The sequence below is a fragment of the Hyphomicrobium sp. genome (assembly GCF_036262015.1).
Taxonomy (GTDB): Bacteria; Pseudomonadota; Alphaproteobacteria; order Rhizobiales; family Hyphomicrobiaceae; genus Hyphomicrobium_C.
Window position 1 is genome coordinate 40,435 of the sequence record NZ_DATAJR010000007.1, and the last position, 22,917, is coordinate 63,351.

Sequence of the window (22,917 nt, forward strand, 5' to 3'; positions counted from 1 at the left end):
GAGAGCGCACCATGACGACGCTGGAACGCGCAACAAGCCGCCCGCATATCGCAGATCGCCCTCTCCTTGAGATCGCCGGCGTGCGACAGGTCTATCGCAAGGGCGATAGCGCCGATCTTGTCGTCCTGGATGACGTCTCACTCACCATCCGGGAAGGTGAGATAGTGGGCCTGCTCGGCCGCTCCGGATCTGGGAAATCAACGCTTCTGCGCATCATCGCCGGCCTTCTTCAGCCGACCAGCGGCCAAGTCAACTGGTGCGGCGCCCCGGTCTCTGGGCCCTGCGAAGGCGTCTCGATGGTCTTTCAGAGCTTCGCGCTTTTTCCCTGGCTCACGGTGCTCGAGAACGTCGAGCTCGGGCTCGAGGCTATGGGCGTTCCGGCGGGCGTGCGACGTCGGCGCGCCATCGAAGCCATCGATCTCATTGGCCTGGACGGCTTCGAAAGCGCCTATCCCAAGGAGCTGTCCGGCGGCATGCGTCAGCGCGTTGGCTTCGCCCGTGCGCTGGTCGTCCATCCGTGGCTCATGCTCATGGACGAGCCGTTTTCGGCGCTCGACATTCTGACGGCGGAGACGCTGCGGACCGATCTCATCGATCTTTGGATAGAGGGCCGGCTGCCGATCAAGGCCATCCTCATGGTGACGCATAACATCGAGGAGGCCGTACTGCTGTGCGACCGCATCCTCATCTTTTCCTCCAATCCGGGGCGCGTCGCGGCGGAGGTGAAGGTCAGCCTTATCCACCCCCGCTCCCGCACTGACCCTGCGTTCCGCAAGCTCGTCGACGAGATCTACGGGCTGATGACGCAGTGTTCCGCTACCGAGCGGCACGAGAGGCGGACGAGCCCAGGGTTCCCTGGAACCGGCATTGGCATGACCCTCCCTCGCCTGTCGACTAACGTCCTCTCGGGTTTGATGGAAACGCTTGCATCGCCGCCCTTTAACGGAGCCGCGGACCTGCCCGACCTGGCGGCGACGTTGCAAATGGAGGTCGATGACCTCTTTCCAATTGCCGAGACGTTGCAGCTCCTGCGTTTCGCGGAACTGGCGGAGGGTGATGTCAAGCTTACAGACTATGGGCGCCGCTATGTCGATGCTTCACTCGATGGGCGCAAACGTCTCTTCGCCGAGCACCTCCTTGCTTTTGTGCCACTGGCGGCGCTTATCCGGCGCGTCCTGGATGAGCGGCCCAGCCATCGTGCGCCCTATGGGCGCTTTTCCGGAGAGCTTGAGGATCACATGCTGGAGGAGCAAGCAGAGGAGACCATGCGCGCTGTGATCTCCTGGGGACGCTATGGGGAGTTGTTCGGCTATGACGAAAAGACAAACGAGTTCAATCTTGAGAATCCGGTGTGAGCTTCTCAAGCTCCCAAGCGCCACAACAGCAGTTGCAGCGCGAGTTCCGCGGGATGGTTGGGAGCGGAGATATTCGTTCCGGACCTTTGAAGGAGCTGAGCTCTCATCTTTCGTAAGAACTCAACGCAGCTTGAAACGGACTGTCGTCCGACGGCCTTGTGCGCCTTGCGGCGACGGCTTGAAACGCCATTGGCGCACAGCCGCGAGCGTCGCGGCATTGAAGATGCCCGGAGGGCTGGCAGAGACGACGCTGACGTTCGACACGCTGCCTGACGCCGACACGGAATAACTCACGACGACGTAGCCTTCGACTTTCTGGGATCGGGCCCCGGCCGGATACGCGGGGCTTGCGCGATAGATCGGGTTCGGATCGAAGCGTCCTTTGGCGGAAGCGGCGGCCTGCTGTGCCTTGCTGCTGTCCGACTTCTTCGCAGCCTTGGCAACCGGCTCCTTGGATTTCGCTTTCTCTGCGACCTTTTCCTTCGCTTCTTCCTTTGGCCGTTCCGGCTTCTTATCGACCTCTTTTTGTACCTCCTTCGGAAGCGTGACTTCGGGCTCTGGTGCAAGCGGAGCCTCTTCGACAGCCGGCATTTCCGGAAGCGGCTCGCTGGCAGGTTCGACGGTCGGCGGTATCTCGGCCGCTTCCGCGACCTTCTCCTGCACGGGTTCCGGCTCGACAGCCTTGACCGGCTCGGGCGGCGTTTCTTCGAGCGACTCCACCGGCGACGGAGGAGGCGCCGCGAGATTGAACTGCGGCTGCTCGGAAATCTCCTGCTGATCGGACGGGGACTCTGCGGCAAGCGACGCCAGATCCATCATAATGGCTCCGGTCGGCGATTTTTCTCGCGGATCATTGGCCGGCCACGCGAGGAGCGCGACGGCACCCGCCGCCACGTGCAGCGCGACGATCATGCTTGCCGATCCGCTCCAGCGCGTCATGCGCTGAACGGTTGTGTCGAAGTAGGCCTCTGCCTGCATCATGGGCTGCCGACCGCTCCGCCGTTGAGCGCCGCGGGCGGTGCGGCCGATTCCTCCAAGCCGACGAGCGCAACCTTCAGATAGCCGGCGGCGCGCAACAGGTTCATGACGCGAATAAGCTCGCCGTAGGGAACGGTCTTGTCCGCGCGCAGGAACACCCGCTTCTCGCGATCGGCCCCGGTCGCATTATCGAGCGCGCCTGCCAGACCTTCTCGCGCGATGACATCATTTCCGAACGCAAGAGAGAGATCTGATTTGACGGTGAGGTAGAGCGGCTTGTCCGGACGTTGTTGCGGTTTGGCGCTGGCAACCGGAAGATCGACTGGAATGTCGACCGTCGACAGCGGAGCCGCGACCATGAATATGATCAACAGCACGAGCATCACGTCGATGAACGGCGTGACGTTGATCTCGTGGTTCTCAGCCAATTCGTCAGTTTCAGATTTGCTCAATCCGCCAGCCATCGGTTCTACTCCGCTGCTTGTGCCAATTGGGCTTTGGTCCCGCGATCCAAGTCACGGGACACAAGGCGGAGCACTTCGGCAGAGGCTTCGGCGACAGACGCCTTGTAAGACGAGATGGCCCTCGCAAATTGGTTGTAGATGATGACCGCGGGGATGGCCGCGACAAGGCCGATCGCGGTCGCGAGGAGGGCTTCGGCGATGCCGGGCGCGACGACGGCAAGATTGGTCGTCTGCGACTCCGAGATGCCGATGAAGCTGTTCATGATACCCCACACGGTTCCGAACAAGCCGACGAAGGGCGCCGTGGAGCCGATGGTAGCGAGCACACCCGTTCCACGGTTCATGTGGCGTCCGGCCGCAAGCGTGAGGCCGTCCAATCGCGACGCCACGCGCTCTTTAATGCCGGCCTTGTCGTCAATGCCGGACGAAAGCCTCAGCTCTGTCGCCGCGAGATCGAGAAGGCCCGCGACGGGCCCGCGTTTGTCCGCAACGGCCTGCCGCGCGGCGGCTAGCGACGTCGCACCCGCAATTTCGCGCGCGGCACGCTTAAGCTTCTTCTTGGCCCAGGCGAGTTCGATGCTTTTCGCGAGCCATACCGTCCACGTCACGACGGACGCAAATATCAGGCCGATCATCACCGCTTTGACGATGATGTCCGCAGCAAGAAACATGTTCCATGGCGAGAGATCGTGGGGGAGTTGCGCATGGCCGAAGGCGCTTGTGGCAGGCATAGTCTGCTGATCCGCAGTCAATTGCGTATCCGCCTTCTGAGACGGTGTCGCATCCGGTACGGTCGCAGGATATTCCGAAGCCTGCGTGGGGATGACAGGCTCAGGCGCTGTCTCTGCCGCGCTTGGAGGAGCCTGCGTGCCAGAGACAGCCGATGCAGCGGGAACTTCCGGCTCCATAGCGGGTGCCGGTTGCGCGCCTACCGGCGCTTCCGAGATTGGTGGAGTGACGGACCGCTCTTGTGCATGTGCCAACGGCGGAACACACATCACGGCAACAACAGCCGCGAAGACAAGCGGCAGTTTGCTAAATTTCGATCCGATTTGATGTGTCATGGCGATGCGTCGATCTCTTGCTTCTAAGAAACAGTCTGACCACCGGCCTGGACCGATGGTCAGAACTCGTCATGCAACAGTGGATGGGCAGAGGCCGCATGGCCTCTACCCATCGCGTCAGAAGGCCTGACGCACAGTCATTAGGAACAGGCGACCGCTCTTCTCACGCTCGATCTCGGTGCCGTCGAAATCCTGCGTGCGGTCCTTGTCGAAGAGTTGCTTGTTCTCGACCTTTTCCGCATCGAGCAGGTTGGCGCCCGTGAAGCGCAGCACGGTGGACTTCGAGAGGCGCGTCTCCCAGAAGGCTTCGAGGTTGCCTTCGTAGGTGAGCTTCTCGATCTCGTCGTAGTCGAAGGTGTAGGACTCGCCGCGCTTCTGGTAGGTGACGCCGAAGGTCGAGTTCCAGGACGGAAGGTTCTGGATCAGGCCGATGTTGTAGATGTAATCCGGCTGATCGCGGAAACGGCGCTTAACGCCAGGAAACAACGGATCCTCAACCTCTGAGCGCAGCCACGTGTAGTTGGCGAACACACTGGTGTCCGGCAGGCCGAGCGCGGTCAGCGGCAGGTCGACGTCGACCTCGATACCCCAGGCGCGGCCATCGCCGACGTTCTGGTAGGTCAGCAGCTTGCACGGGTCGTTGTCGCAGCCGTTTCCTGGGAGCTCGGTGCCGTCACCCACCAGCTCGATCTTATCTTTGATGGCGCGGTTGAAGAAGTTGAAGCCAAGGATGCCGCGGTCTCCGATCTTCTGATCGAAGCCGACGTCGATGCCCCATGCCGTCTCCTGCTGCAAATTGGGATTGCCGCGCGTGGCGAACTCGTCGGTCGGCTCCTCTTCGAGGTCTGCGGGCGTCAACATATCGAAGCTGGGGCGCAGTACGGTGCGGGCGACCGAGAAGCGTAGCATCGTGGTGTCGGTCAACGCGTAGCGGATGTGGGCCGACGGGTTGAGTTCGCCGAAGTCGTCCTCGCTGGAGCCGAAGCCGGGGCCGCTAAGTTCACGTTCCGTGTATTCGTAGCGTACACCGGTTTCGACCGTGAGACCGGGAACGAGATTCCACGTCGCTTTGACGTACGGATCGATGCGGCGTTCCTCGATGTCGAACTGGCCGTTCGGGCCGCTGTCGTCCTGGCCGTCCTCATCGAGGAGTATCTGGCTGAAGTCGCGGGTCTTGATACGGCCATCGACACCGACCTTGACCGAAACGAGGCTATTGACGTTCGCCGTGTAGGCCAGCGTGCTGAACCAGTCCTGATCGAGCGTATCGACGTACTCCCATCCGTCAGGCTGGAATGGATCCGGCGGCTCGCTGACGCGCTCGGCAGTCGCCAGGTTGTCGTTGAAGCGGTTGTACCCAAACAGAATCTTCGCTTCGTCCTTTCCAACCGGAACGGTGTACTCACTGACGATGCTCATGTTCTGTTGCACGATGCCCTCGTGCTGCGTGCCGATTTCGGTGAGCGGAAAGGCTCCGTTGTCTTCTTCGAAAAGCGGCGTGTACTCCTTCTCGGTGCGATCCGTGAGCACGTAGAAGCCATAGAGACGCAGCAAACCATCGCCCATCTTCTGGGCGACTTCGCCGTTGAAGGCGTAGTCCGTGCCGTCTCGCGTGTCTTGCTGGGTCGAGAATTCTTTCAGGTTGCCGTCGGCGTCGTAGACTTTGGTGTCCTTGAACTTCGGATTGCGCCGCTGCTGGACGTCCATCGACATCAGGTAGGAGGTGTCGCCGATGGTGTCGCCGTAACCGATCGATCCCGCGCCGCGCAGCTCGTCGTCCTCGACGCCGAAGCCGCTGCCGCGCACCCAGCCGCCCTTGATCTGACCGGCGCGCTTGAGTTTTGCATTGACGGTGCCGCCAATGCCTTCCGACGACTGGTCGGCCGACGGGCTTCGGATCACCTCGATGCCATCGATCAACTCGGCCGGAATGCGGTCGACGAAGAACACGCGATCGTTGCCGGCACCGCTCATGTTCTGGCCGTTGATCTGCACCTGCGCGTAGTTCGACGGCAGGCCGCGCAACTGGACCTGATCGTATTCGAGCATGTCGCTCGAGAAGCTCACGCCAGGGAGGCGCTTCAGTGCATCACCCGCCGAAATGGGCTCAAATCGCTGGAAATATTCGAGATCGTAGGAGAGCGTGGGCGACACTGTGTCGGTGCGATTGCGGGTAACCACGGTGCCGTAGACGATCAACTCATCGGACGACTGCACACCAATCGCATCCTGTGCGTATGCTGAATTACCGGCAAGCAACGAGCCAAACGCCGTCGTCAGCAGCAGGGTACGCCTGCTGCACGCAAAACTTTTCCGCATGTCGTGTAAGTCTCCCCCCAGGAAGGCGCGAGGCTGCGCCTTCAACTCCCGAACTCCACAGCCTCGAAGACAACAGAGCGCCGATCCTGGGACCCCCACGCTACAAGCGCCTTCAAAACATGAGAGCGACGGGTAGCTTCCTTACGTAACAGTCAAACGACAGCCAAATAACTCTCGCCGCGTTGTTGCAAACGCGCGTCCTTACGTAGTGAGTGGCAGTGATGCTTACGTCGAGAGGACAATGAGACCTGTGCGGTCGCACGCTCTCTTTTGTCATCGTCCTGTTAAGCGCCGCGGAGATTTTTCGAGCATGCGCATGTTCTCGCGCTGCATCGCGGCTGCGCGTCACGCGACTTCGTCTCGCGGCTCAAAGCCCATTCTCAGAAATCAGCTATCATCCTAGGACTCATAAAGATGACACGTGCTTTTCTCGTGCTGATCGCATCTATGGCGGTTGGCTTTGTTGCGCACGCGCAGAGCGACACGCCGGTTGCGTCCGCTCCTGTGTTCGACGTACCTGCCTCTGTCGAAACGGTCGCCGTGCAGGACAACGGCGATGCAGCTGACGACGCAGAAATCTGGCGCAATGCAGCCAATCCCGCCCAGAGCCTCATCTTCGCGACGGACAAAAAGGCCGGCCTGTTCGTGCTCGATCTGAAGGGTCAGACAAAAGAGTTCTTCCCGGTGGGTCGGATGAACAACGTCGACCTGCGCGACGGCTGGATGGTGGGAGGCAAGCAACGCGTGCTCATCGCGGCGAGCGACCGCACGCAGCTCGGCGTTACGTTCTTCCTGCTCGATCCCGAAACGCTCGCCGTCTCTCACCTCAAAAACTCTTTCGTCGCGGCTGAAGTCGGCGATCCCTACGGGATGTGCCTCTATCGCAGCCGCGCCAGCTCGAAACTCTATGCTTTCGTGACAGGCAAAACAGGCGAGGTGCGCCAGTTCGAGCTCAAGACGCGTGACACCGGTGACGTGGACGCCGCACTTGTGCGCAGCTTGTCGGTCGGCTCCATCGCTGAAGGCTGCGTTGCTGACGACCGGTCGGGCAAGCTTTACATCGCCGAGGAACTGAAGGGCATCTGGCGCTACGGTGCGGAGCCAGAGGCCGGCTCCGAACGCGTCATGATCGCGCCTGTCGACGGCACGCAGATCGTTGCGGATGTCGAAGGGCTAACGCTTGCTACCGATGGCGAGAGCGGGGGCTATCTCGTCGCCTCGATCCAGGGCAACAGCACGTTCGCCTTGTTCTCGCTTCCCCATGAAAAACTCGTCGCGCGCTTTCGCATTGCAGAGAACGCGACGCTCGGCATCGATGCTGTGACGGGAACCGATGGCGTCGCCGTCACGACCGGAGACTTCGGCCCGGATTTCCCGAAGGGTGTTCTCGTTGCGCAAGACGATGAGAACGCGGGTGGCACGGCGCAGAACTTCAAGATCGTGTCGTGGGCCGCGATCCTCGAGAAGATCCCGACCCAATAGACCGCTTCGACACGGCCACCGCGACCCCGACCGTCCTTGCCGAAAGGCATTAGGCCGGCCGGGTCGCGGGCTCCGCAATCAGCAAGGTAAAACTAAGAGGGTCATTGGTGCCTTGGCCGACCGTTTCGGGCGCACGTTTTTCAAGGCCGTGAGCCAGCCGCAAGAGACCGCGAGTAGCGCCGAGGTCGCGTCGCTCGCGAAGCGGATTAGGATTTCGGGCAGGCGGCGCCCGCGTCGGCCCAGGCTTTGATCAACTCGCCGAATTCTTTCTGCGTGCCCGGCGCGGGCTCGCGTCCCCTGCCCGGTGCCCAGCCCCATCCGACGAGCGAGTCCTCAGCCATATGGTTGACGAGTTCCGCCATCGATTTGCCGCCGTTGCGTTTCGGATCTTTGATCTGCTCGCAGATCTCACCGAGCGACTTCCCCATCCACGCCATCTCGATGGGCGCGACGTGCCACTGTGGATGTCCGGGGACTTTCCCCGGGTTGAAGTTTGCGGGGCCGTGGCAGGTCGTGCAGCGCATACCGATAGCCCCTAGACCGTCCTCGCCGCGTATCACCATGGGTTGATGCGGGTGGCTGTCCATGCCTTGGGCGGGACGGTTTCCGGCGGGGTGGCAGTTGACGCAGCGCGGATGCTGAAGGACGCGGCCGGCTTCGGTGAACAACGCGACGGCACGTGCATCGTTGTTGGGGATGCCGTCGAAGGCGGATACGGGCTTGAGCGGTTTCGAGCTTGCCGGAATGCCGGCGGAGACGGACCAGCCCGCAAACGATGCGAGCAGCGTGGCACAAAGGCCGGACAGCAAAGTGGAGACATATCCGCGCGCGCTGGTCATCGCTCAGCCTTCTCACGCCACCTGTGAAGGGCTAAACGGCCGAAGCGATAAATGGTTCACGGGGCACGGAGCGCCGCACAAAAACTGTGCGCGTTCAGTGCGTCCAGGCGCCTATACGGCCGAATTTGAAGTTGTCGGCATAGGACTTGCGGACGAGCTCGCGCGGCTTCGGCTCGTCCAGGCGGTAAGGAATGCCATTGCGCTCGGCGTAGGCGATGGCTTCTTCTTTGGTGTCGAATTCGAGGCGCACCTGGGTGGACGTGTCAGCCGAGCTCGTCCAGCCCATGAGGGGATCAATCTGGCGGGGCACACGGGCTTCATGCTCCAGCAGCCATTCCTTGGTGCGGGCAAGGCCGGATTGCATAGCCGTCTTGGCCGGCTTGAAGATGCGCGCCGTCACGGGAAAACCTCGACTCTCGATTGGCGATGGTCTGTCCATACCCCTGCCGCGAGGGCGAAACAAGCCTGCCATTGGGACGCGGCGCACTACCTGCGCAGAATAAAGTCCACATGCTGCGCACGGGACTGCCATCCGGCGCGCTCCAGCTCGGGATCAAGGTGCTCTTCCACCGGGTAACCAAGGCACAGGTAGGCGACGAGACGCCAATTGTCTGGAACATCCAATGCCTTAGTTACGACGTCCGGTTCCAGGATCGAGATCCAGCCGAGACCAACACCCTCGGCGCGCGCGGCGAGCCAGAGCGTGTGAATTGCGCCGACGACGGAGTAGCGCAACGTTTCGGGCATCGTCTGCCGGCCGAGCCCCGCGCCGCGTTCGGTCGTCTCATCGGCGAAGACCGCGAGCTGGACGGGAGCCGCTTCGAGACCTTCGAGCTTCAGGCGGGCATAGAGGGCTCGCGATTCACCATCGTAGCCCTCGAGGGCCGACTGGTTGGCACGGCGGAACGAGTCCCGTACGGCGACGCGACGTTCCGGTGCATCCACCAGCGCGAAACGCCAGGGCTGGCAATTTCCCACCGACGGCGCGTGGCAGGCGAGATCAATCAGGCGTTCGACGAGACCATCAGGAAGAGGATCGGTGCGGAAGCGCCTCACGTCGCGCCGCCAGAGCACGAGATCGCGAAACGCGGCGACAAAGCCGGGACCGAAGTCGGGTGAGGTCTCGCGGGTATCTGTCATCACGCAGCCCGATCGATGACATGGAAGAACGTGCCCGACACTGATCCGCGCCGGGAGCCGCATTCTGCGACAGCCGCGCGGCGTGCGTCCTCTGCAGCAACGAGGGGCTCGTCCGGGTTGGCGGAAAGCGCCGCGTAGTGGAACTCGTGGCCGAAAACCTCCGTGCCGGCCGGTCCCAGCGCCGACGGAGCCAACAGCCGTGCGCGCCGGTAGCCCAGGTGCAGCTTGCGCTTCGCGAATGAGGTCTCGACGCCGAGCAGACCGGTCATGGCGTGGCGTGCGCCATCCGCATCTTCGAGCCCGGCACCGAGCACCATGTAGCCGCCGCACTCGCCATGGATCGCCACGCCCTTCGCCGCGAGAACCTTGAGACCGGTCTGGAAACGTGACGCTGCCGCCAGCACCCCGGCGTGCAGCTCCGGATAGCCGCCGGGCAGCCAGACGGCATCTGCCGAGGAATCAGGAGCTTCGTCGGCGAGCGGTGAAAACGGACGGATCTCGGCGCCCGCGCTGCGCCAAGCAGAGAGGATATGCGGATAGACGAAGGCGAAGGCCCGATCCTGTGCCAGCCCGATGCGCTGCCCCGGCGGCGGCAAGTGAACCTGCGCGCCTCCGGAGGTCGGCAAGCGCGTGGCCCGCGCGGATGCGATGATTGCGTCGAGATCGATCGACTTTGCGATGGCGTCTGCGATGCGATCCAGCTTCGCATCCAGTTCCGCTGTCTCGCCCGCCTGGACAAGCCCGAGATGCCGTTCCGGCAGCGAGAGCTCTGCGTCGCGAGGCATTGCGCCAAAGCAGCGAAGACCCACGTCCGCCAGGGCCGGCGTGATCAGGCCCGCATGACGCGCACTCGCCACCTGGTTCAAGATCACGCCCGCGATTTCGATGTCATCGCGGTAGCGCGCGCATCCGAGCGCCAGCGCGGCAGCCGTCTCGGCCTGACCGGCCACGTCGAGCACGAGCACGACCGGCCAACGGGTGAGCGCGGCGAGATCTGCGGTCGACGCGCGGGCTGTCTGGCCGGGTTCCGCTACGCCATCAAACAGGCCCATCACACCTTCGGAAATGACGATGTCCGCTCCAGCGCTTTCGCGCGCGACGATTTCCTCGATGATGGGTCGGCGCATGGCCCACGTGTCGAGGTTATGCGAGGCGCGGCGCGCTGCTGCGGTATGAAACGCCGGATCGATATAGTCCGGGCCGCATTTGAATGGCTGAACAACCCTTCCCATACGGGCGAAGGCCCGCATCAACCCGAGTGCAATCGTTGTTTTGCCGGAACCCGAGCTCGGCGCGGCGATGATCAGGCCGGGCGGGCTCGGTTCGGTCATGGGCGCACCATGCCCGGCGCGAGCACGCTGCGGAGCGCGGCATTGGCGCCGACGACGATGACGGCGGGCGCTTCGATGCCCCTCGCTTTTACCTCGGCGGCAAGATCGCCAAGCCGGGTTTCCAGGATGCGTTCCTCCTCGCCCGTCGCGTGCGAGATGACAGCGGCCGGAGTTTCTGGGGCAAGGCCGCCGCGCAGGAAGGCCGCCGTGATCTGAGGCAGTTGCGCCAGCGCCATGTAGAGGATGATCGGCTGGCCCGTGGCGGCAAGCGCTTCCCACGCCCCCGGCGCACTGTCGTCATCGGCGCGATGGCCTGCGGCGAGAATGACGGCGTGGTTCGTCTCGCGCGTGGTCGCGGGAATGCCGGCCAGCGCGGGGGCGGCCAGCCCGGACGTGAGGCCCGGAACGACGCGGAAAGGAATGCCTTCGCGCACGAGAGCCCTGGCCTCCTCCCCGCCGCGGCCAAAAACGAACGGATCGCCGCCCTTGAGGCGCAGGACGCGCTTTTTCTTCCTCGCCTCGGCGACAATCAGCTCGTTGATGTCGCGCTGGTGTGGGGACGGCTTGCCGCCGCGCTTCCCTGCAAAGTGGATTTCCGCGCCTTCGCGTGCGAGACGAAGGATGCGCGTATCGACAAGCGCGTCGTGGATAATACAGTCGGCGGAGCGCAGCGCATGGATGGCCATGACGGTGAGCAGCCGCGGATCGCCCGGCCCGGCACCAACGAGCCAAACTTCGCCCGGCGCCATGTCCGGGAAGGTCGGAAAGATGTCCGGCGGAAAATCCATGCGTGGTGTATCAGGTTCGAGCTTCTGCGATGGTGCGTTGAGAGACGATACTCAGGATAGAGCAGGTTGAGCGAGAGCGACGACATGCTGGGCGATGTGCCGCCCGGCCCCTTGCGGCGGGGCTGGACGACGGGTGCCTGCGCAACCGCCGCAACCCGTGCTGCCTATGAGGCCCTGCTGACCGGAGTTTCTCCCGCGTCGGTCGAGATTACACTGCCGAATGGCGCGCGTCCGTCTTTTGCCATCGCGACGTTCGAACGCAGCGGAGAGGCGGCGACGGCCGGCGTGGTTAAGGACGCGGGTGACGATCCGGATGTGACACATGGCGCTCTGATCCAGGCGACCGTCGCATTCGGCTCCCCAGGCACCGGCGTCGTGTTCCGGGCGGGCCTTGGCGTCGGGACCGTGACCAAGCCCGGGTTGCCGCTCGCACCCGGCGAGCCGGCCATCAACCCGGTACCGCGCGACATGATGCGCACGACCATCCGCGAAGCGGCGGAGCGGTTCGGCGCATCCGGCGACGTTGTGATCACCATCTCGGTTCCAAATGGCGCGGTTCTGGCCGAGAAAACTCTCAATGCACGCCTCGGCATCATCGGCGGCATTTCCATTCTCGGCACGACCGGCATCGTCGTGCCCTACTCGTGCGCGGCGTGGATCCACTCCATTCATCGCGGCATCGACGTGGCGCGTGCGACCGGTCTCACGCACGTGGCGGGCTCGACCGGAAACACGTCCGAGGCGGCTGTGCAAAGGTTGTACGGGCTCAGCGAAGGCGCTCTCATCGACATGGGCGACTTCGTCGGGGGCATGCTGAAATATCTGAAGCGTAACCCCGTCGCGCGCGTCACCATCGCCGGCGGCTTCGCCAAGATGACGAAGCTCGGCCAGGGACTGCTCGATCTCCATTCGAAGCGCGGAGCGGTCGATCGCGAGTGGCTGGCTGATCTTCTGGTCCGGTACGGTGCACCTGTTGCACTGAGTGCGGCTGCGCGCGAGGCGAATACCGCGCAGCTCGTGCTCGACGATGCGCGACGCGCAGCCGTCCCGCTCGGCGATCTCGTGGCTGCGGAGGCCTGGCGCACGGCAGCGGCGGCGCTTGGCGAAGCGGACATCGCGCTCGACGTCGTGATCTTCGACCGCGCTGGCGCGTTGGCCGGACGCACGGAAGTGCGTCCCGTTCATTCGCCCCTCCCGCGGTAACGGCGCTGATAGCTCACATCGTAAAGCGCGCTCTCGCGGAAGTCGTCCGTTGCCAGGGAGCGGCCGACAAGGATTAGCGCCGTACGCTCCATCGGAGTCTCGGCAAAGCTCTCAACGATGGTCGCGAGCGTGCCGCGAACGATGCGCTCGTCCGGCCAGCTGGCGCGATAGACGATGGCGACCGGGCAATCGGCGCCATAGTGCGGGATCAGCTCGGCGACGGTTTCTGCGAGAACGTGGATCGACAGATGGATCGCCAGCGTGGCTCCTGTCGCGGCGAAGGTTGCAAGCTTTTCGCCTTCCGGCATCGCGGAAGCGCGGCCCGGCGTGCGCGTCAGCACGAGGGACTGGGCAACTTCCGGCAGCGTCAGCTCGCGTTTGAGGGCAGCGGCGGCGGCGGCGAAGGACGGGACGCCAGGTGTCACCGTGTACGGGATCTTTTCGACATCGAGCCTGCGCAGTTGCTCGCCCAGCGCACTCCAGATCGAGAGATCTCCGGAGTGGAGGCGCGCGACGTCCAGGCCCTGCGCCGTGGCGTTGCGGAGTTCGGTCACGATCTCGTCGAGCGCCATGGGCGCGCTGTCGACGATGCGAGCGCCCGGCGGGCAATGCTCCAAGAGCGCTTTTGGTACGAGCGAGCCCGCGTAGAGGCAGACCGGGCATCGGGCAATGAGATCGCGCCCGCGCACGGTGATGAGATCGGCGGCACCGGGACCGGCGCCGATGAAATGCACGGTCATGGGCGGGATTCTCCCTCACCTTCGGCAATGGCGCAGGTTGCGCCCTCATGGGAGATACGCGGCGCCAGCAGTCGCGAGCCGCGCCCGGCGCCTGCAAGTGCTGACGCCTCGGCGACCGACGGCACGCCCATCAGCTCGACGACGCGCTGCGAGACGGTTTCCACATTCGGCGCGTGGCGCGCCATCTCCTCGGCGGTGAAGGCTAGAAGCCGCAACTGCAAACCGTCTGCGAGCGCGCATATTCCGGGCTCGTCCCGCTTGCTAGCGTGCGTAGCCAATGCATCAAGCCGCGCACGCGCAAGTCCGCACGTCATGAGAGCCGCGTCCACGGCGGCTTCGATCTCGGCGCTGCTCGTGCCTTTGCGGCAGCCGATGCCGGCGACGATCATGGCTTTACGGCCCTCCAGTGCGTGATCGGAAGGGCAGGACGCCATCCGGTCATGCCACCCAGCGGCTCGGCACGGGAGATCGCGAAGCGGATCAGGTCTCCGCCGTGGGCCGCGTTGAGGGCCGCGAGGCGTGCTTCGGCCTCGAGGGTCACGGCATTGGCGACGAACCGTCCACCGGGTTTGAGCGCGTCCCACGCGGCTTCGAAGACGCCATCGTTCGTGATGCCGCCGCCGACGAACACCGCATCCGGCTGAGGAAGTCCGGCCAGTGCAGCGGGCGCGCGTCCTTCAATGACTTGAAGGGCTGGTGCTCCGAGTGCGAGCGCGTTGCGCTTGGCACGCGCGGCGCGGTCAGGACGTTCCTCGATGCCTATGGCGCTGAGCGACGGATCGGCCAGTAACCACTCGATCGCGATCGAACCGGAACCAAGACCGATGTCCCACAGGCGCTCGCCGTACCGTGGCGCGAGCGATGACAACACGATGGCGCGGATTTCACGCTTGGTGAGCTGGCCGTCTGTTTCAAACAGCGCATCATCGAGACCGAATGCTCGCGGAATGATCAGGCTTCTCGCGTCGCCCGCAACCTCGATTGCGATGACGTTGAGCGGATCGACATCCGCGGTATCTAGCGTCTCGGCCGTGCCGCTGCGCTGGCGCTCGGCCGGGCCACCCATGCGTTCGAGCACGGTTGCGCGCGACCGACCCAGTCCCCGCGAGACGAGCAGCTCCTTCACCTTTCCGGGTGTCGTGCCGTCCCATGAGAGCGCGAGGATCCGCCGGCCGGGATGGAGAACACGGATCAGATTTTCGAGCGGACGCCCGTGAAGCGTGACTGCCGCCACATCCTGCAGCGCCCATCCGAGACGGGAGGCGGCGAGGCTGAATGCCGACGGCTGCGGCAACGAGATCATTTCATCGACCACCACAATGGCCGCGAGCTGCTTGCCGATGCCATAGTTGAACGGATCGCCTGACGCCAGCACCGCAACTGGCTTACCGCGTCGCGCAAGAATGGCCGGAAACGCCGTGTCGATCGGGCTTGGCCAGACGAGCGTTTCGCCACGGATCAGGATCGCTGCCATCGCCAGGTGACGGGAGCCGCCGACGACCAGCTCCGCTTCGGAAACGAGGCGTCGTGCCTGCGGCGAAAGTCCGTCGAGGCCATCTTCCCCAATGCCGATGATGGACAGCCAGCGCAATCCGGCTATGTCTCTGTCGGCGGATATGGTCTCAGGATACGGCATGCGCATCCTCATTCTCGGCGGCACGCGCGAAGCTCGAACGTTGGCGACGCTGCTCAGCGGCGACGCGCGCTTCGATGTGCTCCTGTCGCTGGCCGGACGCACGGCCAATCCGGCTGCGCTTCCGGTGCCCGTCCGCAGCGGTGGTTTCGGCGGCGCAGACGGCTTGGCTCGCTTCCTCAAGGACGGCGGCTTCGCGGCTCTGATTGACGCGACGCATCCGTTCGCGGCCAACATCTCGGCCAACGCGGTTGCCGCCGCTCAAGAGACCGGGTTGCCCCTCGGCTCGCTCCAGCGTGAGCCGTGGCGCGAGATCGAAGGAGATCGCTGGACCACGGTCGCCGATGTGCATGCGGCCGCAGACGCTCTCGGCACGGAACCGCGCCGGGTCTTTCTCACGGTGGGCCGGCAGGAACTCGGCGCTTTCGCAACGGTGCCGCAGCACAGCTACATCGCCCGGACCATCGATCCTCCGCAGGGCGTTGCGCTGCCACCGGACTTCACGCTCGTCCAGGCGCGGCCGCCATTCGATGTCAGCGCGGAGACAGCCTTCTTGTCCGAGCAGCGTATCGCCGTGCTCGTCTCCAAGAACTCGGGCGGTGACGAAACCTACGCCAAGATCGCCGCCGCGCGCGCACTTGAATTGTCCGTCGTGATGGTCGCGCGCCCTCACAAGCCCGCAGGCGTCCGGCTCGCGCGTCCGGTCGACGCAATCGCTTGGCTTGGGGAGATCGACCCTCACGCCCCGCCCTCCCCCACCATTTCACGGCGCGGCGTGTAGACCCAGGGCTGCGCGTCCGGACGGTCGATGGTCCGCGTCTGGCTCGAGCCGATGATGACCACGGTGCGCATGTCAGCATCGGCCGCATCGGCCTCGGCGAGCGTCGTCAGCTTGACTCGCGCCTCTTTCGTGCCTGCTGCACGTACGAACATCACCAGATCGTCCCCGCTCTTGAGCCCGCGTAGAAGCTCGAACGCCTCGCCAAGCTGATGGGGACGCGCGCGCGAGGCCGGGTTGTAGAGCGCGATCACGAAGTCCGCTTGAGCGGCGGCTGCAAGGCGGCGTGTTATGGTCGCCCAGCTCTTGAGATTGTCCGACAGCGAGATGGCGCAGAAGTCGCCTCCAAGCGGGGCGCCGACTTCGGCCGCTGCAGCGAGCATCGCCGTCACGCCAGGCTCGACGCGGACATCTATATTTCGCCAAGCCGGATCTCCAGCTTCGATGGCTTCGAACACGGCGGCTGCCATGGCGAACACGCCGGGGTCACCTCCCGACACGACCGCAACGCGGCGCCCCTCGGCGGCGAGACGTAAAGCCTCGCCTGCGCGCTCGACCTCGACGCGGTTGTCGGACGCATGGCGGCGCTGGCTGGGCTCTTGGCCCTCGATCCGATCGAGATAGGGCCCATAGCCGACGAGATCGGTGGCTTCAGAGATCACGTTCATGACAGCGGGCGTTGTCAGGTGCGGCCCGCCCGGCCCTAGGCCGATGACCGTGAGCCAACCTTTGTCGCGCGGTGCGCTCATATGCGCCTCCCGTTGCCGGGAACGAGGATGATTGCGAAATACGGGCCGGCCTCATCCGTTATCTCGGCGAGCGGCACGATGCGTTCGCCTTCCATGGTGCCGCGTTCGATGTAGATGGCGCGGTCGAGGCAGCCCGCCGCGTCGATGGCCCGGCGCACCTTTGCGAGATTGCGGCCGACCTTCATGATCACGGCGGCTTCAGTATCGCTTAGGCGGCGCGTCAGTGTCGCTTCGTCGAGGGTGCCAGCCAGAACCGTCAACGTGTCATCGCCCCAGGTGATCGGCGTGTTGGCGCGCGTCCAGCAACCCGACATGCCGGTGACGCCCGGAACCACCTCGACGGGAAAGCGCCCTTCCAGGCGATGCCACATGTGCATGAAGGAGCCGAAGAAGAAGGGATCGCCCTCCGCGAGCAGCCCCACGGATCGGCCCGCTGCAAGGTGGCTGGTCAGCCGGTCAGCGGCGTCGCGATAGAATGCTGAGATCGGCTCGTGATAGCGCGCATCGGCGACGGCAAACTCGTCCGTTACCGGGTACTCGAGCTTTTCCTCGGGCCGCTTGCCGTTGAGCAGCGGCGAGACGATGCGGCGCGCATGTCCCTCGCGCCCGGCCTTAGCGAAATAGGCGATTACATCGACCGAGCCGATCAGCCCTGCAGCACGCAGCGTGAGATAGCGCACGTCGCCGGGGCCGACGCCGATGCCGTAGAGCGTGCCGCCTTTGGCCGTTCCGCCGATGGCTTCCAGCGTCATCATTCTTTCTCGCTCGCCAATGCGTTGACGGCCGCCACGGCCATGGCGCTGCCGCCCTTGCGGCCCTTCACGATCAGCCACGGCACGCGGCCGTCGGCTGCGAGTGCGTCCTTGGATTCAGCAGCGCCTACAAATCCCACGGGGACGCCGATGACCGCCGCCGGTGCAGGCGCGCCTGCATCGAGCATCTCCAAAAGATAGAACAGCGACGTCGGGGCATTTCCGATCGCAACGACAGCGCCGGCAAGATGCGGCCGCCACAGCTCCATCGCAGCGGCCGAGCGCGTCGTGCCAAGCTTTTCGGCCAGCTCGGGCACACCCGGATCGTCCAGCGTGCAGATGACGGCGTTGGTGGCCGGAAGGCGGCTGCGCGTGATGCCCTGCGCAACCATCTTCGCATCGCACAGGATTGGGGCGCCGGCCTGCAAAGCCGCTCGGGCGGTATCGGCGAAGTCGTCCGACATTTCGATGTCGGCAGCCAATTCCACCATGCCGGATGCATGGATCATGCGCACAGCAACCTTCTCTGCCGCGCCTTGAAAGCGCGCGAGATCAGACTCCGCCCGAATGATGGAGAAAGAGCGCGCGTATATGGCGGCGCCGTCCTTGATGTAGTCGCGCTCAGCCATGGGTCAGGTTCCGTAGTCGCGTTGGAAGATCATCGAGATTGGACGAGACACGTGCTTCAGGTGGATCATCGGCGTGGCCGTTGCGTACGATGCCGAAATCACTCTCTCCACCGACCAGTACCAATTCCGCTTTTGCCGAGCGTGCGCAGCCCTTTGCGCATCCGGAAATGTGGGCAGACTTGATGCCGAGGCTCGGCAGCATCGCCGCCAAACGCCGCGCGGCCTTTCTGGTCTCAACGCAGGCTGAGGCACAGGCAGGATAGCCCGGACAGGCGTCTATCGCGGCGATCGGGTCGTCGCTTCTCGTCACTAATCTTTGGCGCGCGGCAGAGGCAAGGACAGCTCTCGCCGCTGCACGATTTTCCAAGGGTACGTAAAGAGAGCGCCAAGGCGAAAGATGGATCTCATCGGCGCCACTTGCCTGCGCCGCCGTTGCGATAGCCCGCGCCATTCCAGCTGTGAGACGGCCGAAGGGGATTCCGAATCCCACCGCCACGCCCTTTTCTCCCAGGTCGATCAGCCCAAGTCGCCGATCCGATGGCCGCACGGTGGGGCGTTCGGCTTGCGACCCCAGCGTCGCCGCGATTTGGTTGCGGATATCCGTCGAGGCGTCTCGCATCCGCGCGCGCGTTCCGATTTTCAACGTTTCCGCGAAAATCTCCGCCGCGCGCGTGACTGCCGTGGCAGCTTCAGTGACCGACACACGCCCCAGCCATGACGTTCCCTGCGCGCTGTCGACGCCGACCGCAAAATGGGAACGATCGATTGCGCTCAGCCGGATGTCTGCCCGCTCGCCGTCGAGCGAAAACATCCCGCCGCCATCAACGACAAAACCGAACTTGGGCGGGAGTACCCAAAGACGCTCATCGCGCGCGAGAAGCCGCTCGAGCTCACTCACCGTTTCTCGGACATCGATCAGCTCGGACGGATCACGGCCCACTAGAGGGCTCACCAAGATATTGCGGATCGATTCCGCTTCCGGGGTCTCATCGAGGAGACCGAGCTGGCTCAGAGTTTCGTAAAGCTCATCAAGGCCGGAGGCATCAAGTCCGCGAAGCTGCAAGTTCGCGCGCCGCGTCAGATCGATTTCCCCATTGCCCAGATGAGACGCGGCCTGAGCAAGTTTGATAAGGCTCGCCACGGGTAGCGCACCCGCGTGGGGCCGCACACGCACGATCAGCCCGTCGCCGCTTTGCATCGGGCGAAGGGCGCCCGGACAGGCGCCGCGCGGCTCGGGCTTTCTTGCTGCCGCTGTCATTGTGCAGCCTCCACGCGTCCGCGCCGCGTTTTGCCAGAATGCATGCGTGCCAACTCGGTCCCCACGGCGTTGCGGCGCGGCGTCCAGAGCCCGCGCGCAATCGCCTCTTCGAGGCGCGCGGCCATAGCGGCGGCGGCGGCAGGATTTGCCTCGGCGATGGCATCCGCCGTCGCTTCGTCGTGGAAGATCGCATCGTGGACGGCATCGAACTGATGGGACGGCACGAGGCGGGCCGTCGCGGCGAAGGCATAGAGCGCATCGATGCCCTGGGCGATCTCGGCCACGCCGCGATGACCATGCCTCATCATACCCGAAATCCAGCGCGGATTCGTGAGGCGGCCGCGCACGATGCGGGTCACCTCCTCAGCGACGGTGCGCACGCGCGGCGCTTCCGGGCGACTGGTGTCGAGGTGATAGAGCGCCGCCTTGCGGCCGACAAGCGCGGCGGCCGCCGCATAGCCGCCGACGAAATCGGCGACGTCATCGGTGTCCAGGATGTCGCGCTCGCGGTCATCCTGGGTGTGAACCAGAGCGTCCGACACGCGCACGCGCTCGCGGAATTGGCCGGCTGCAGGCGTGACCCGGTCATGATTGCCGAAAGCGTGCGACGAGGAGGCGAGATAGGCCTCGCCGATATCGGATTGCTGTTGCCAGTCGCCGTCGAGCGCGAGGTGGGCCGCTCCAGCGCCATAAACGCCGGGGGCCGCTCCGAAGATGCGATCGAGGCTTTCACCCGCACGACGCGCCGCGGCGAGCGGGTTCCAGGAGTCGTCCTCGTCGAGACTGGCCACGAGACCGACCGCCATCTCGAAGAGTGCGATCTGACTGGCGAAGATGTCCCGGAACAGCCCCGAGATGCGCAGCGTCACGTCGATGCGCGGACGTGCGAGCTTCGGCTCGGGGATGACCTCAATGCCGGTCACGCGTTGCGAGGCGGTGTCCCAGGTCGGCCTCACGCCGAGAAACGCGAGGGCCTGCGCGAGGTCATCGCCGCCGGTGCGCAGCGAGGCCGACGCCCACAGGTCCATGACAAGCGCTTTGGGATAGTCGCCCTGATCCTGGAGGTAGCGCCGGACAATCTCGTCCGCGCTGCGGGCGCCGACGATGGCAGCCGTTCGCGTCGGGATTGCGCGCGGATCGATGGTCGTGAGATTGCGGCCGGTGGGCAGCACGTCGGCGCGCCCGCGCGACGGAGCGCCTGCAGGACCAGGCGCGACACGCTTGCCTGCCAAGGCGGCGACAAAACTTGTGCGCTCGCACGCAACGGAGCCTGCAATCAAGGGAACAAGATCCGCAGGTGCGAGGTTGGCGGCTGCCGCAATAGACGACGTAAGATCGGCGTGCGCTGCGGCATCCGGCGCGCGACCAAACACGTGCAAACGGTCTCGGACAGCAAGCTCCTTGATGTCGCAAAGCTGGGCATCGAGCTTGGCAACGGCCGCGCGCGGCGTGTCTTCGCGCGACAACCCGCAGTCCGCCGCGAGCCCGGAGCGCCACGCGCGTTCGACGATTTCTGCTTCGAGGAGCGTGACGCGGCGGCGGTCGACGCCGTCGGCTTCTGAATACTCCTCGATCAATCCTTCCAACTCGGCCAAGGGGCCATTGAGACCCGCAAGCGAGAGCGGCGGTGTCAGGTGGCCGATAGTGACCGCGCCGATGCGGCGCTTAGCCTGCACGGCCTCGCCGGGGTTGTTGACGATGAAGGGATAGACGACCGGCACGGCGCCGAGCACGGTTTCCGGGAAACAAGTTTCCGAGAGAGCGAGCGCTTTGCCCGGCAGCCATTCCAGTGTGCCGTGGGTGCCGAGGTGGACCATGGCATCGATACGTTCCTGCTCGCGCAGCCAGGCGTAGAAGGCGACGTACGCGTGGCGCGGCGGGCTGGCGATGTCGTGGTAGCTCTGCTTTCTATCCTCCAACCGCCCGCGCTCGGGCTGCAGGGCAACAGTAATGTTGCCGGCGCGGACGACAGGGAAACTGAATGCGCCGTTGACTACGAGCGGATCGGCAGTGGGTGCGCCCCAGGTATCGGCAAGGGCCGTACGAACGCCTTCGGGCAGCTTCGATAGCCATTCTTCATATTGGGCGACTGGAACGGCCACGTCTCTTGCGGTCCCGTTCAAGAGAGGTGCAACGTCTCCGCCCTGCCAATCCACTTTACCGGTGGCGTAGCCTTCGCGTTCGAGAAGCATCAGGATCTCGGCTGCGCTTTCGGACGTATCGAGACCCACTGCGTAACCAGTGCGCCCGCCGCGTGCGGGATAGTCCGAGAGGATGACTGCGACGCGTTTCTCTGCCGCCGCCTTGAGGGACAGGTTGGCCCAGGCGCGCGCCAGCTTCGCGACGTGGGCGATGCGTCCGCTATCGGGAGCGAAGGCAACGGTTGCATATTCGAGATCTTTGTCTTGCTCGGTCTCAGCCTTGTGCGCGATGGCGCGCGTCAGGATCCGGCCGTCGAGTTCAGGCAGGACGACGTGCATCGCAATGTCGGTCGGCGCGAGGCCACGAACAGATCCGGCCCAGGCCTCGCGCGATACACCCGCCAGGACCACTTGCAGCACCGGCACGTTTGCTTCGTCGAGCACTGTGGTGCCGTCCTCGCGCGTCGCCGAGAAGGCAGTCGCGTTGAGGATCACAGAGGGGCGCCGGTCGCGGATTATGCGTTCAATGTCCCCAGCGACGTCCGGATCCTTGAGGCTCGATACGGCAACCGCGATCGGCGCAAGGCCCTCCCGCTCGATGGCCCCCATCAATTCCGAAACCGGCTTGGTGTCGGCCGAAAGAAGCTGCGCTCGGTAGAAGACAATCAGAGCCGACGGTCGAGGGTCGCCTTCCTTTGCTGCCTCGTCGCATGCAACGGCAGTCCCGTCGGCGCGCATGGCGGTGGCAGCGCCGATGGGAAGAACTTCACGTTGCGGCGCGGCGCGTTCGATCAGCGATGCAACGCGCACCAGCGCAGCTCCGACATTGCTGCTGCCGCCTGCGCGAAACGCGCGGTCGATGAATGCCGCTGCCTCATCCGGCGTGGTTCCGAAACCCATGAGTCGCGGATCAGGGCGGTCGCAGCCCGGCAGCGCGACAAACACGATGCCCTTCTGCTTCGCCACCGTGGCGATGCGCTCAAACCCATAGCGCCAGGCATCGAGGCCGCCCAACGCACGCACCACGACGGCCTTCGCGTGCGCCACCACAGAGTCGATGTAGAGATCGACCGACATGGGATGGCGCAGGCGCTTGAGGCTCGCGAGCCGCAACGTGGGAAGCTCCGCGCGCCCGGCCTTCCAGGCGGCTGCGGCTGCGGATAGATCGCTGTCGCTGAAGGACAGCAGCACGACATCGGCCGGCGACTGGCCGAGGTCTATCGCGACATCGGTCTCATCAAGTGTCAGAGCCTCTGTCGCGAGGACATGCATAC

Annotated in this window: 21 protein-coding genes; 4 read left to right on the plus strand and 17 right to left on the minus strand. The window is 64.5% G+C overall.

Going from position 1 to position 22,917, the window contains the following annotated elements; all coding sequences use genetic code 11:
* Nucleotides 1-11 precede the first annotated feature (11 nt).
* Nucleotides 12-1,355: a nitrate/sulfonate/bicarbonate ABC transporter ATP-binding protein gene (locus VHO05_RS07050; protein WP_329645896.1), complete on the plus strand. Its 1,344-nt coding sequence runs from the start codon at nucleotides 12-14 to the stop codon at nucleotides 1,353-1,355.
* A gap of 120 nt (nucleotides 1,356-1,475) precedes the next feature.
* Here VHO05_RS07050 and VHO05_RS07055 read toward each other — a convergent pair whose 3' ends face one another.
* The 4 genes from VHO05_RS07055 to VHO05_RS07070 all read right to left on the minus strand — a co-directional run bounded on the left by VHO05_RS07055 (nucleotide 1,476) and on the right by VHO05_RS07070 (nucleotide 6,180).
* On the minus strand, nucleotides 1,476-2,336 hold the full coding sequence (locus tag VHO05_RS07055; protein WP_329645897.1) for a TonB family protein: 861 nt from the start codon (nucleotides 2,334-2,336) through the stop codon (nucleotides 1,476-1,478).
* Nucleotides 2,333-2,797 carry a TonB system transport protein ExbD gene (gene exbD / locus VHO05_RS07060; protein WP_329645898.1) on the minus strand — a complete coding sequence of 155 codons (465 nt, stop codon included), beginning with the start codon at nucleotides 2,795-2,797 and terminating at the stop codon, nucleotides 2,333-2,335. Before exbD ends, VHO05_RS07055 begins: the two co-directional genes overlap by 4 nt.
* Nucleotides 2,798-2,802: 5 nt before the next feature.
* On the minus strand, nucleotides 2,803-3,861 hold the full coding sequence (gene exbB / locus VHO05_RS07065) for a tonB-system energizer ExbB (protein ID WP_329645899.1): 1,059 nt from the start codon (nucleotides 3,859-3,861) through the stop codon (nucleotides 2,803-2,805).
* A 117-nt stretch (nucleotides 3,862-3,978) separates the two neighbouring features.
* Nucleotides 3,979-6,180, minus strand: coding sequence for a TonB-dependent receptor plug domain-containing protein (locus tag VHO05_RS07070; RefSeq protein ID WP_329645900.1), 2,202 nt, complete (start codon nucleotides 6,178-6,180; stop codon nucleotides 3,979-3,981).
* 414 nt (nucleotides 6,181-6,594) lie between these two features.
* On the opposite strand from VHO05_RS07070, the gene VHO05_RS07075 reads away from it, so the two are divergent.
* Nucleotides 6,595-7,662 (plus strand): phytase, encoded by a 1,068-nt coding sequence (locus VHO05_RS07075; RefSeq protein ID WP_329645901.1) that lies wholly within the window; start codon nucleotides 6,595-6,597, stop codon nucleotides 7,660-7,662.
* 206 nt (nucleotides 7,663-7,868) lie between these two features.
* On the opposite strand, the gene VHO05_RS07080 is transcribed toward VHO05_RS07075, so the two are convergent.
* The 5 genes from VHO05_RS07080 to cobA form a co-directional block, all read right to left on the minus strand.
* The gene (locus tag VHO05_RS07080; protein WP_329645902.1) at nucleotides 7,869-8,501 is read right to left on the minus strand and encodes an Isoquinoline 1-oxidoreductase subunit; all 633 of its coding nucleotides are present in this window, start codon (nucleotides 8,499-8,501) and stop codon (nucleotides 7,869-7,871) included.
* 94 nt (nucleotides 8,502-8,595) lie between these two features.
* Nucleotides 8,596-8,901: an ETC complex I subunit gene (locus VHO05_RS07085; RefSeq protein ID WP_329645903.1), complete on the minus strand. Its 306-nt coding sequence runs from the start codon at nucleotides 8,899-8,901 to the stop codon at nucleotides 8,596-8,598.
* Between the two features lie 86 nt (nucleotides 8,902-8,987).
* Nucleotides 8,988-9,641: a 5,6-dimethylbenzimidazole synthase gene (gene bluB / locus VHO05_RS07090; protein WP_329645904.1), complete on the minus strand. Its 654-nt coding sequence runs from the start codon at nucleotides 9,639-9,641 to the stop codon at nucleotides 8,988-8,990.
* Entirely contained in the window at nucleotides 9,641-10,972 is a 1,332-nt protein-coding gene (locus VHO05_RS07095; RefSeq protein ID WP_329645905.1) for a cobyrinate a,c-diamide synthase, read from the minus strand. Before VHO05_RS07095 ends, bluB begins: the two co-directional genes overlap by 1 nt.
* Nucleotides 10,969-11,760 (minus strand): uroporphyrinogen-III C-methyltransferase, encoded by a 792-nt coding sequence (cobA, locus tag VHO05_RS07100; protein WP_329645906.1) that lies wholly within the window; start codon nucleotides 11,758-11,760, stop codon nucleotides 10,969-10,971. The genes VHO05_RS07095 and cobA overlap by 4 nt, the downstream gene beginning before the upstream one ends.
* 84 nt (nucleotides 11,761-11,844) lie before the next feature.
* On the opposite strand from cobA, the gene VHO05_RS07105 reads away from it, so the two are divergent.
* Entirely contained in the window at nucleotides 11,845-12,963 is a 1,119-nt protein-coding gene (locus VHO05_RS07105; protein ID WP_329646181.1) for a cobalt-precorrin-5B (C(1))-methyltransferase, read from the plus strand.
* Here VHO05_RS07105 and cobM read toward each other — a convergent pair.
* Genes cobM through cbiE form a run of 3 tightly spaced genes read right to left on the minus strand, consistent with a single transcriptional unit; the run spans nucleotide 12,942 to nucleotide 15,339 of the window.
* Entirely contained in the window at nucleotides 12,942-13,703 is a 762-nt protein-coding gene (gene cobM / locus VHO05_RS07110) for a precorrin-4 C(11)-methyltransferase (RefSeq protein WP_329645907.1), read from the minus strand. The two genes, VHO05_RS07105 and cobM, sit on opposite strands and share 22 nt — an antisense overlap.
* A complete protein-coding gene (locus VHO05_RS07115) occupies nucleotides 13,700-14,092 on the minus strand; it encodes a cobalamin biosynthesis protein (protein WP_329645908.1) in 393 nt (130 codons plus the stop codon). Before VHO05_RS07115 ends, cobM begins: the two co-directional genes overlap by 4 nt.
* Nucleotides 14,089-15,339, minus strand: a complete 1,251-nt coding sequence (gene cbiE, locus VHO05_RS07120) for a precorrin-6y C5,15-methyltransferase (decarboxylating) subunit CbiE (RefSeq protein ID WP_329645909.1) — start codon at nucleotides 15,337-15,339, stop codon at nucleotides 14,089-14,091. The genes VHO05_RS07115 and cbiE overlap by 4 nt, the downstream gene beginning before the upstream one ends.
* On the opposite strand from cbiE, the gene VHO05_RS07125 reads away from it, so the two are divergent.
* The gene (locus tag VHO05_RS07125; RefSeq protein ID WP_329645910.1) at nucleotides 15,338-16,117 is read left to right on the plus strand and encodes a cobalt-precorrin-6A reductase; all 780 of its coding nucleotides are present in this window, start codon (nucleotides 15,338-15,340) and stop codon (nucleotides 16,115-16,117) included. The two genes, cbiE and VHO05_RS07125, sit on opposite strands and share 2 nt — an antisense overlap.
* On the opposite strand, the gene cobJ is transcribed toward VHO05_RS07125, so the two are convergent.
* Genes cobJ through cobN form a run of 5 tightly spaced genes read right to left on the minus strand, consistent with a single transcriptional unit; the run spans nucleotide 16,075 to nucleotide 22,915 of the window.
* Complete coding sequence (gene cobJ, locus VHO05_RS07130; RefSeq protein ID WP_329645911.1) at nucleotides 16,075-16,863, minus strand: precorrin-3B C(17)-methyltransferase; 789 nt, start codon at nucleotides 16,861-16,863, stop codon at nucleotides 16,075-16,077. The two genes, VHO05_RS07125 and cobJ, sit on opposite strands and share 43 nt — an antisense overlap.
* The gene (locus VHO05_RS07135; protein WP_329645912.1) at nucleotides 16,860-17,618 is read right to left on the minus strand and encodes a precorrin-2 C(20)-methyltransferase; all 759 of its coding nucleotides are present in this window, start codon (nucleotides 17,616-17,618) and stop codon (nucleotides 16,860-16,862) included. Before VHO05_RS07135 ends, cobJ begins: the two co-directional genes overlap by 4 nt.
* Nucleotides 17,615-18,244, minus strand: coding sequence for a precorrin-8X methylmutase (locus VHO05_RS07140; RefSeq protein ID WP_329645913.1), 630 nt, complete (start codon nucleotides 18,242-18,244; stop codon nucleotides 17,615-17,617). Before VHO05_RS07140 ends, VHO05_RS07135 begins: the two co-directional genes overlap by 4 nt.
* Nucleotides 18,237-19,502 carry a precorrin-3B synthase gene (gene cobG, locus VHO05_RS07145; RefSeq protein WP_329645914.1) on the minus strand — a complete coding sequence of 422 codons (1,266 nt, stop codon included), beginning with the start codon at nucleotides 19,500-19,502 and terminating at the stop codon, nucleotides 18,237-18,239. Before cobG ends, VHO05_RS07140 begins: the two co-directional genes overlap by 8 nt.
* Complete coding sequence (gene cobN, locus VHO05_RS07150) at nucleotides 19,499-22,915, minus strand: cobaltochelatase subunit CobN (RefSeq protein WP_329645915.1); 3,417 nt, start codon at nucleotides 22,913-22,915, stop codon at nucleotides 19,499-19,501. The genes cobG and cobN overlap by 4 nt, the downstream gene beginning before the upstream one ends.
* Nucleotides 22,916-22,917: the final 2 nt, after the last annotated feature.

Excerpts from the sequence above, each read along its gene's own strand:
- VHO05_RS07050 (WP_329645896.1), top strand. The coding sequence starts at position 12 with ATGACGACGCTGGAACGCGCAACAAGCCGCCCGCATATCGCAGATCGC.
- VHO05_RS07055 (WP_329645897.1), bottom strand. The coding sequence starts at position 2,336 with ATGATGCAGGCAGAGGCCTACTTCGACACAACCGTTCAGCGCATGACG.
- exbD (WP_329645898.1), bottom strand. The coding sequence starts at position 2,797 with ATGGCTGGCGGATTGAGCAAATCTGAAACTGACGAATTGGCTGAGAAC.
- exbB (WP_329645899.1), bottom strand. The coding sequence starts at position 3,861 with ATGACACATCAAATCGGATCGAAATTTAGCAAACTGCCGCTTGTCTTC.
- VHO05_RS07070 (WP_329645900.1), bottom strand. The coding sequence starts at position 6,180 with ATGCGGAAAAGTTTTGCGTGCAGCAGGCGTACCCTGCTGCTGACGACG.
- VHO05_RS07075 (WP_329645901.1), top strand. The coding sequence starts at position 6,595 with ATGACACGTGCTTTTCTCGTGCTGATCGCATCTATGGCGGTTGGCTTT.
- VHO05_RS07080 (WP_329645902.1), bottom strand. The coding sequence starts at position 8,501 with ATGACCAGCGCGCGCGGATATGTCTCCACTTTGCTGTCCGGCCTTTGT.
- bluB (WP_329645904.1), bottom strand. The coding sequence starts at position 9,641 with ATGACAGATACCCGCGAGACCTCACCCGACTTCGGTCCCGGCTTTGTC.
- VHO05_RS07095 (WP_329645905.1), bottom strand. The coding sequence starts at position 10,972 with ATGACCGAACCGAGCCCGCCCGGCCTGATCATCGCCGCGCCGAGCTCG.
- cobA (WP_329645906.1), bottom strand. The coding sequence starts at position 11,760 with ATGGATTTTCCGCCGGACATCTTTCCGACCTTCCCGGACATGGCGCCG.
- VHO05_RS07105 (WP_329646181.1), top strand. The coding sequence starts at position 11,845 with ATGCTGGGCGATGTGCCGCCCGGCCCCTTGCGGCGGGGCTGGACGACG.
- cobM (WP_329645907.1), bottom strand. The coding sequence starts at position 13,703 with ATGACCGTGCATTTCATCGGCGCCGGTCCCGGTGCCGCCGATCTCATC.
- VHO05_RS07115 (WP_329645908.1), bottom strand. The coding sequence starts at position 14,092 with ATGATCGTCGCCGGCATCGGCTGCCGCAAAGGCACGAGCAGCGCCGAG.
- VHO05_RS07125 (WP_329645910.1), top strand. The coding sequence starts at position 15,338 with ATGCGCATCCTCATTCTCGGCGGCACGCGCGAAGCTCGAACGTTGGCG.
- cbiE (WP_329645909.1), bottom strand. The coding sequence starts at position 15,339 with ATGCCGTATCCTGAGACCATATCCGCCGACAGAGACATAGCCGGATTG.
- cobJ (WP_329645911.1), bottom strand. The coding sequence starts at position 16,863 with ATGAGCGCACCGCGCGACAAAGGTTGGCTCACGGTCATCGGCCTAGGG.
- VHO05_RS07135 (WP_329645912.1), bottom strand. The coding sequence starts at position 17,618 with ATGATGACGCTGGAAGCCATCGGCGGAACGGCCAAAGGCGGCACGCTC.
- VHO05_RS07140 (WP_329645913.1), bottom strand. The coding sequence starts at position 18,244 with ATGGCTGAGCGCGACTACATCAAGGACGGCGCCGCCATATACGCGCGC.
- cobG (WP_329645914.1), bottom strand. The coding sequence starts at position 19,502 with ATGACAGCGGCAGCAAGAAAGCCCGAGCCGCGCGGCGCCTGTCCGGGC.
- cobN (WP_329645915.1), bottom strand. The coding sequence starts at position 22,915 with ATGCATGTCCTCGCGACAGAGGCTCTGACACTTGATGAGACCGATGTC.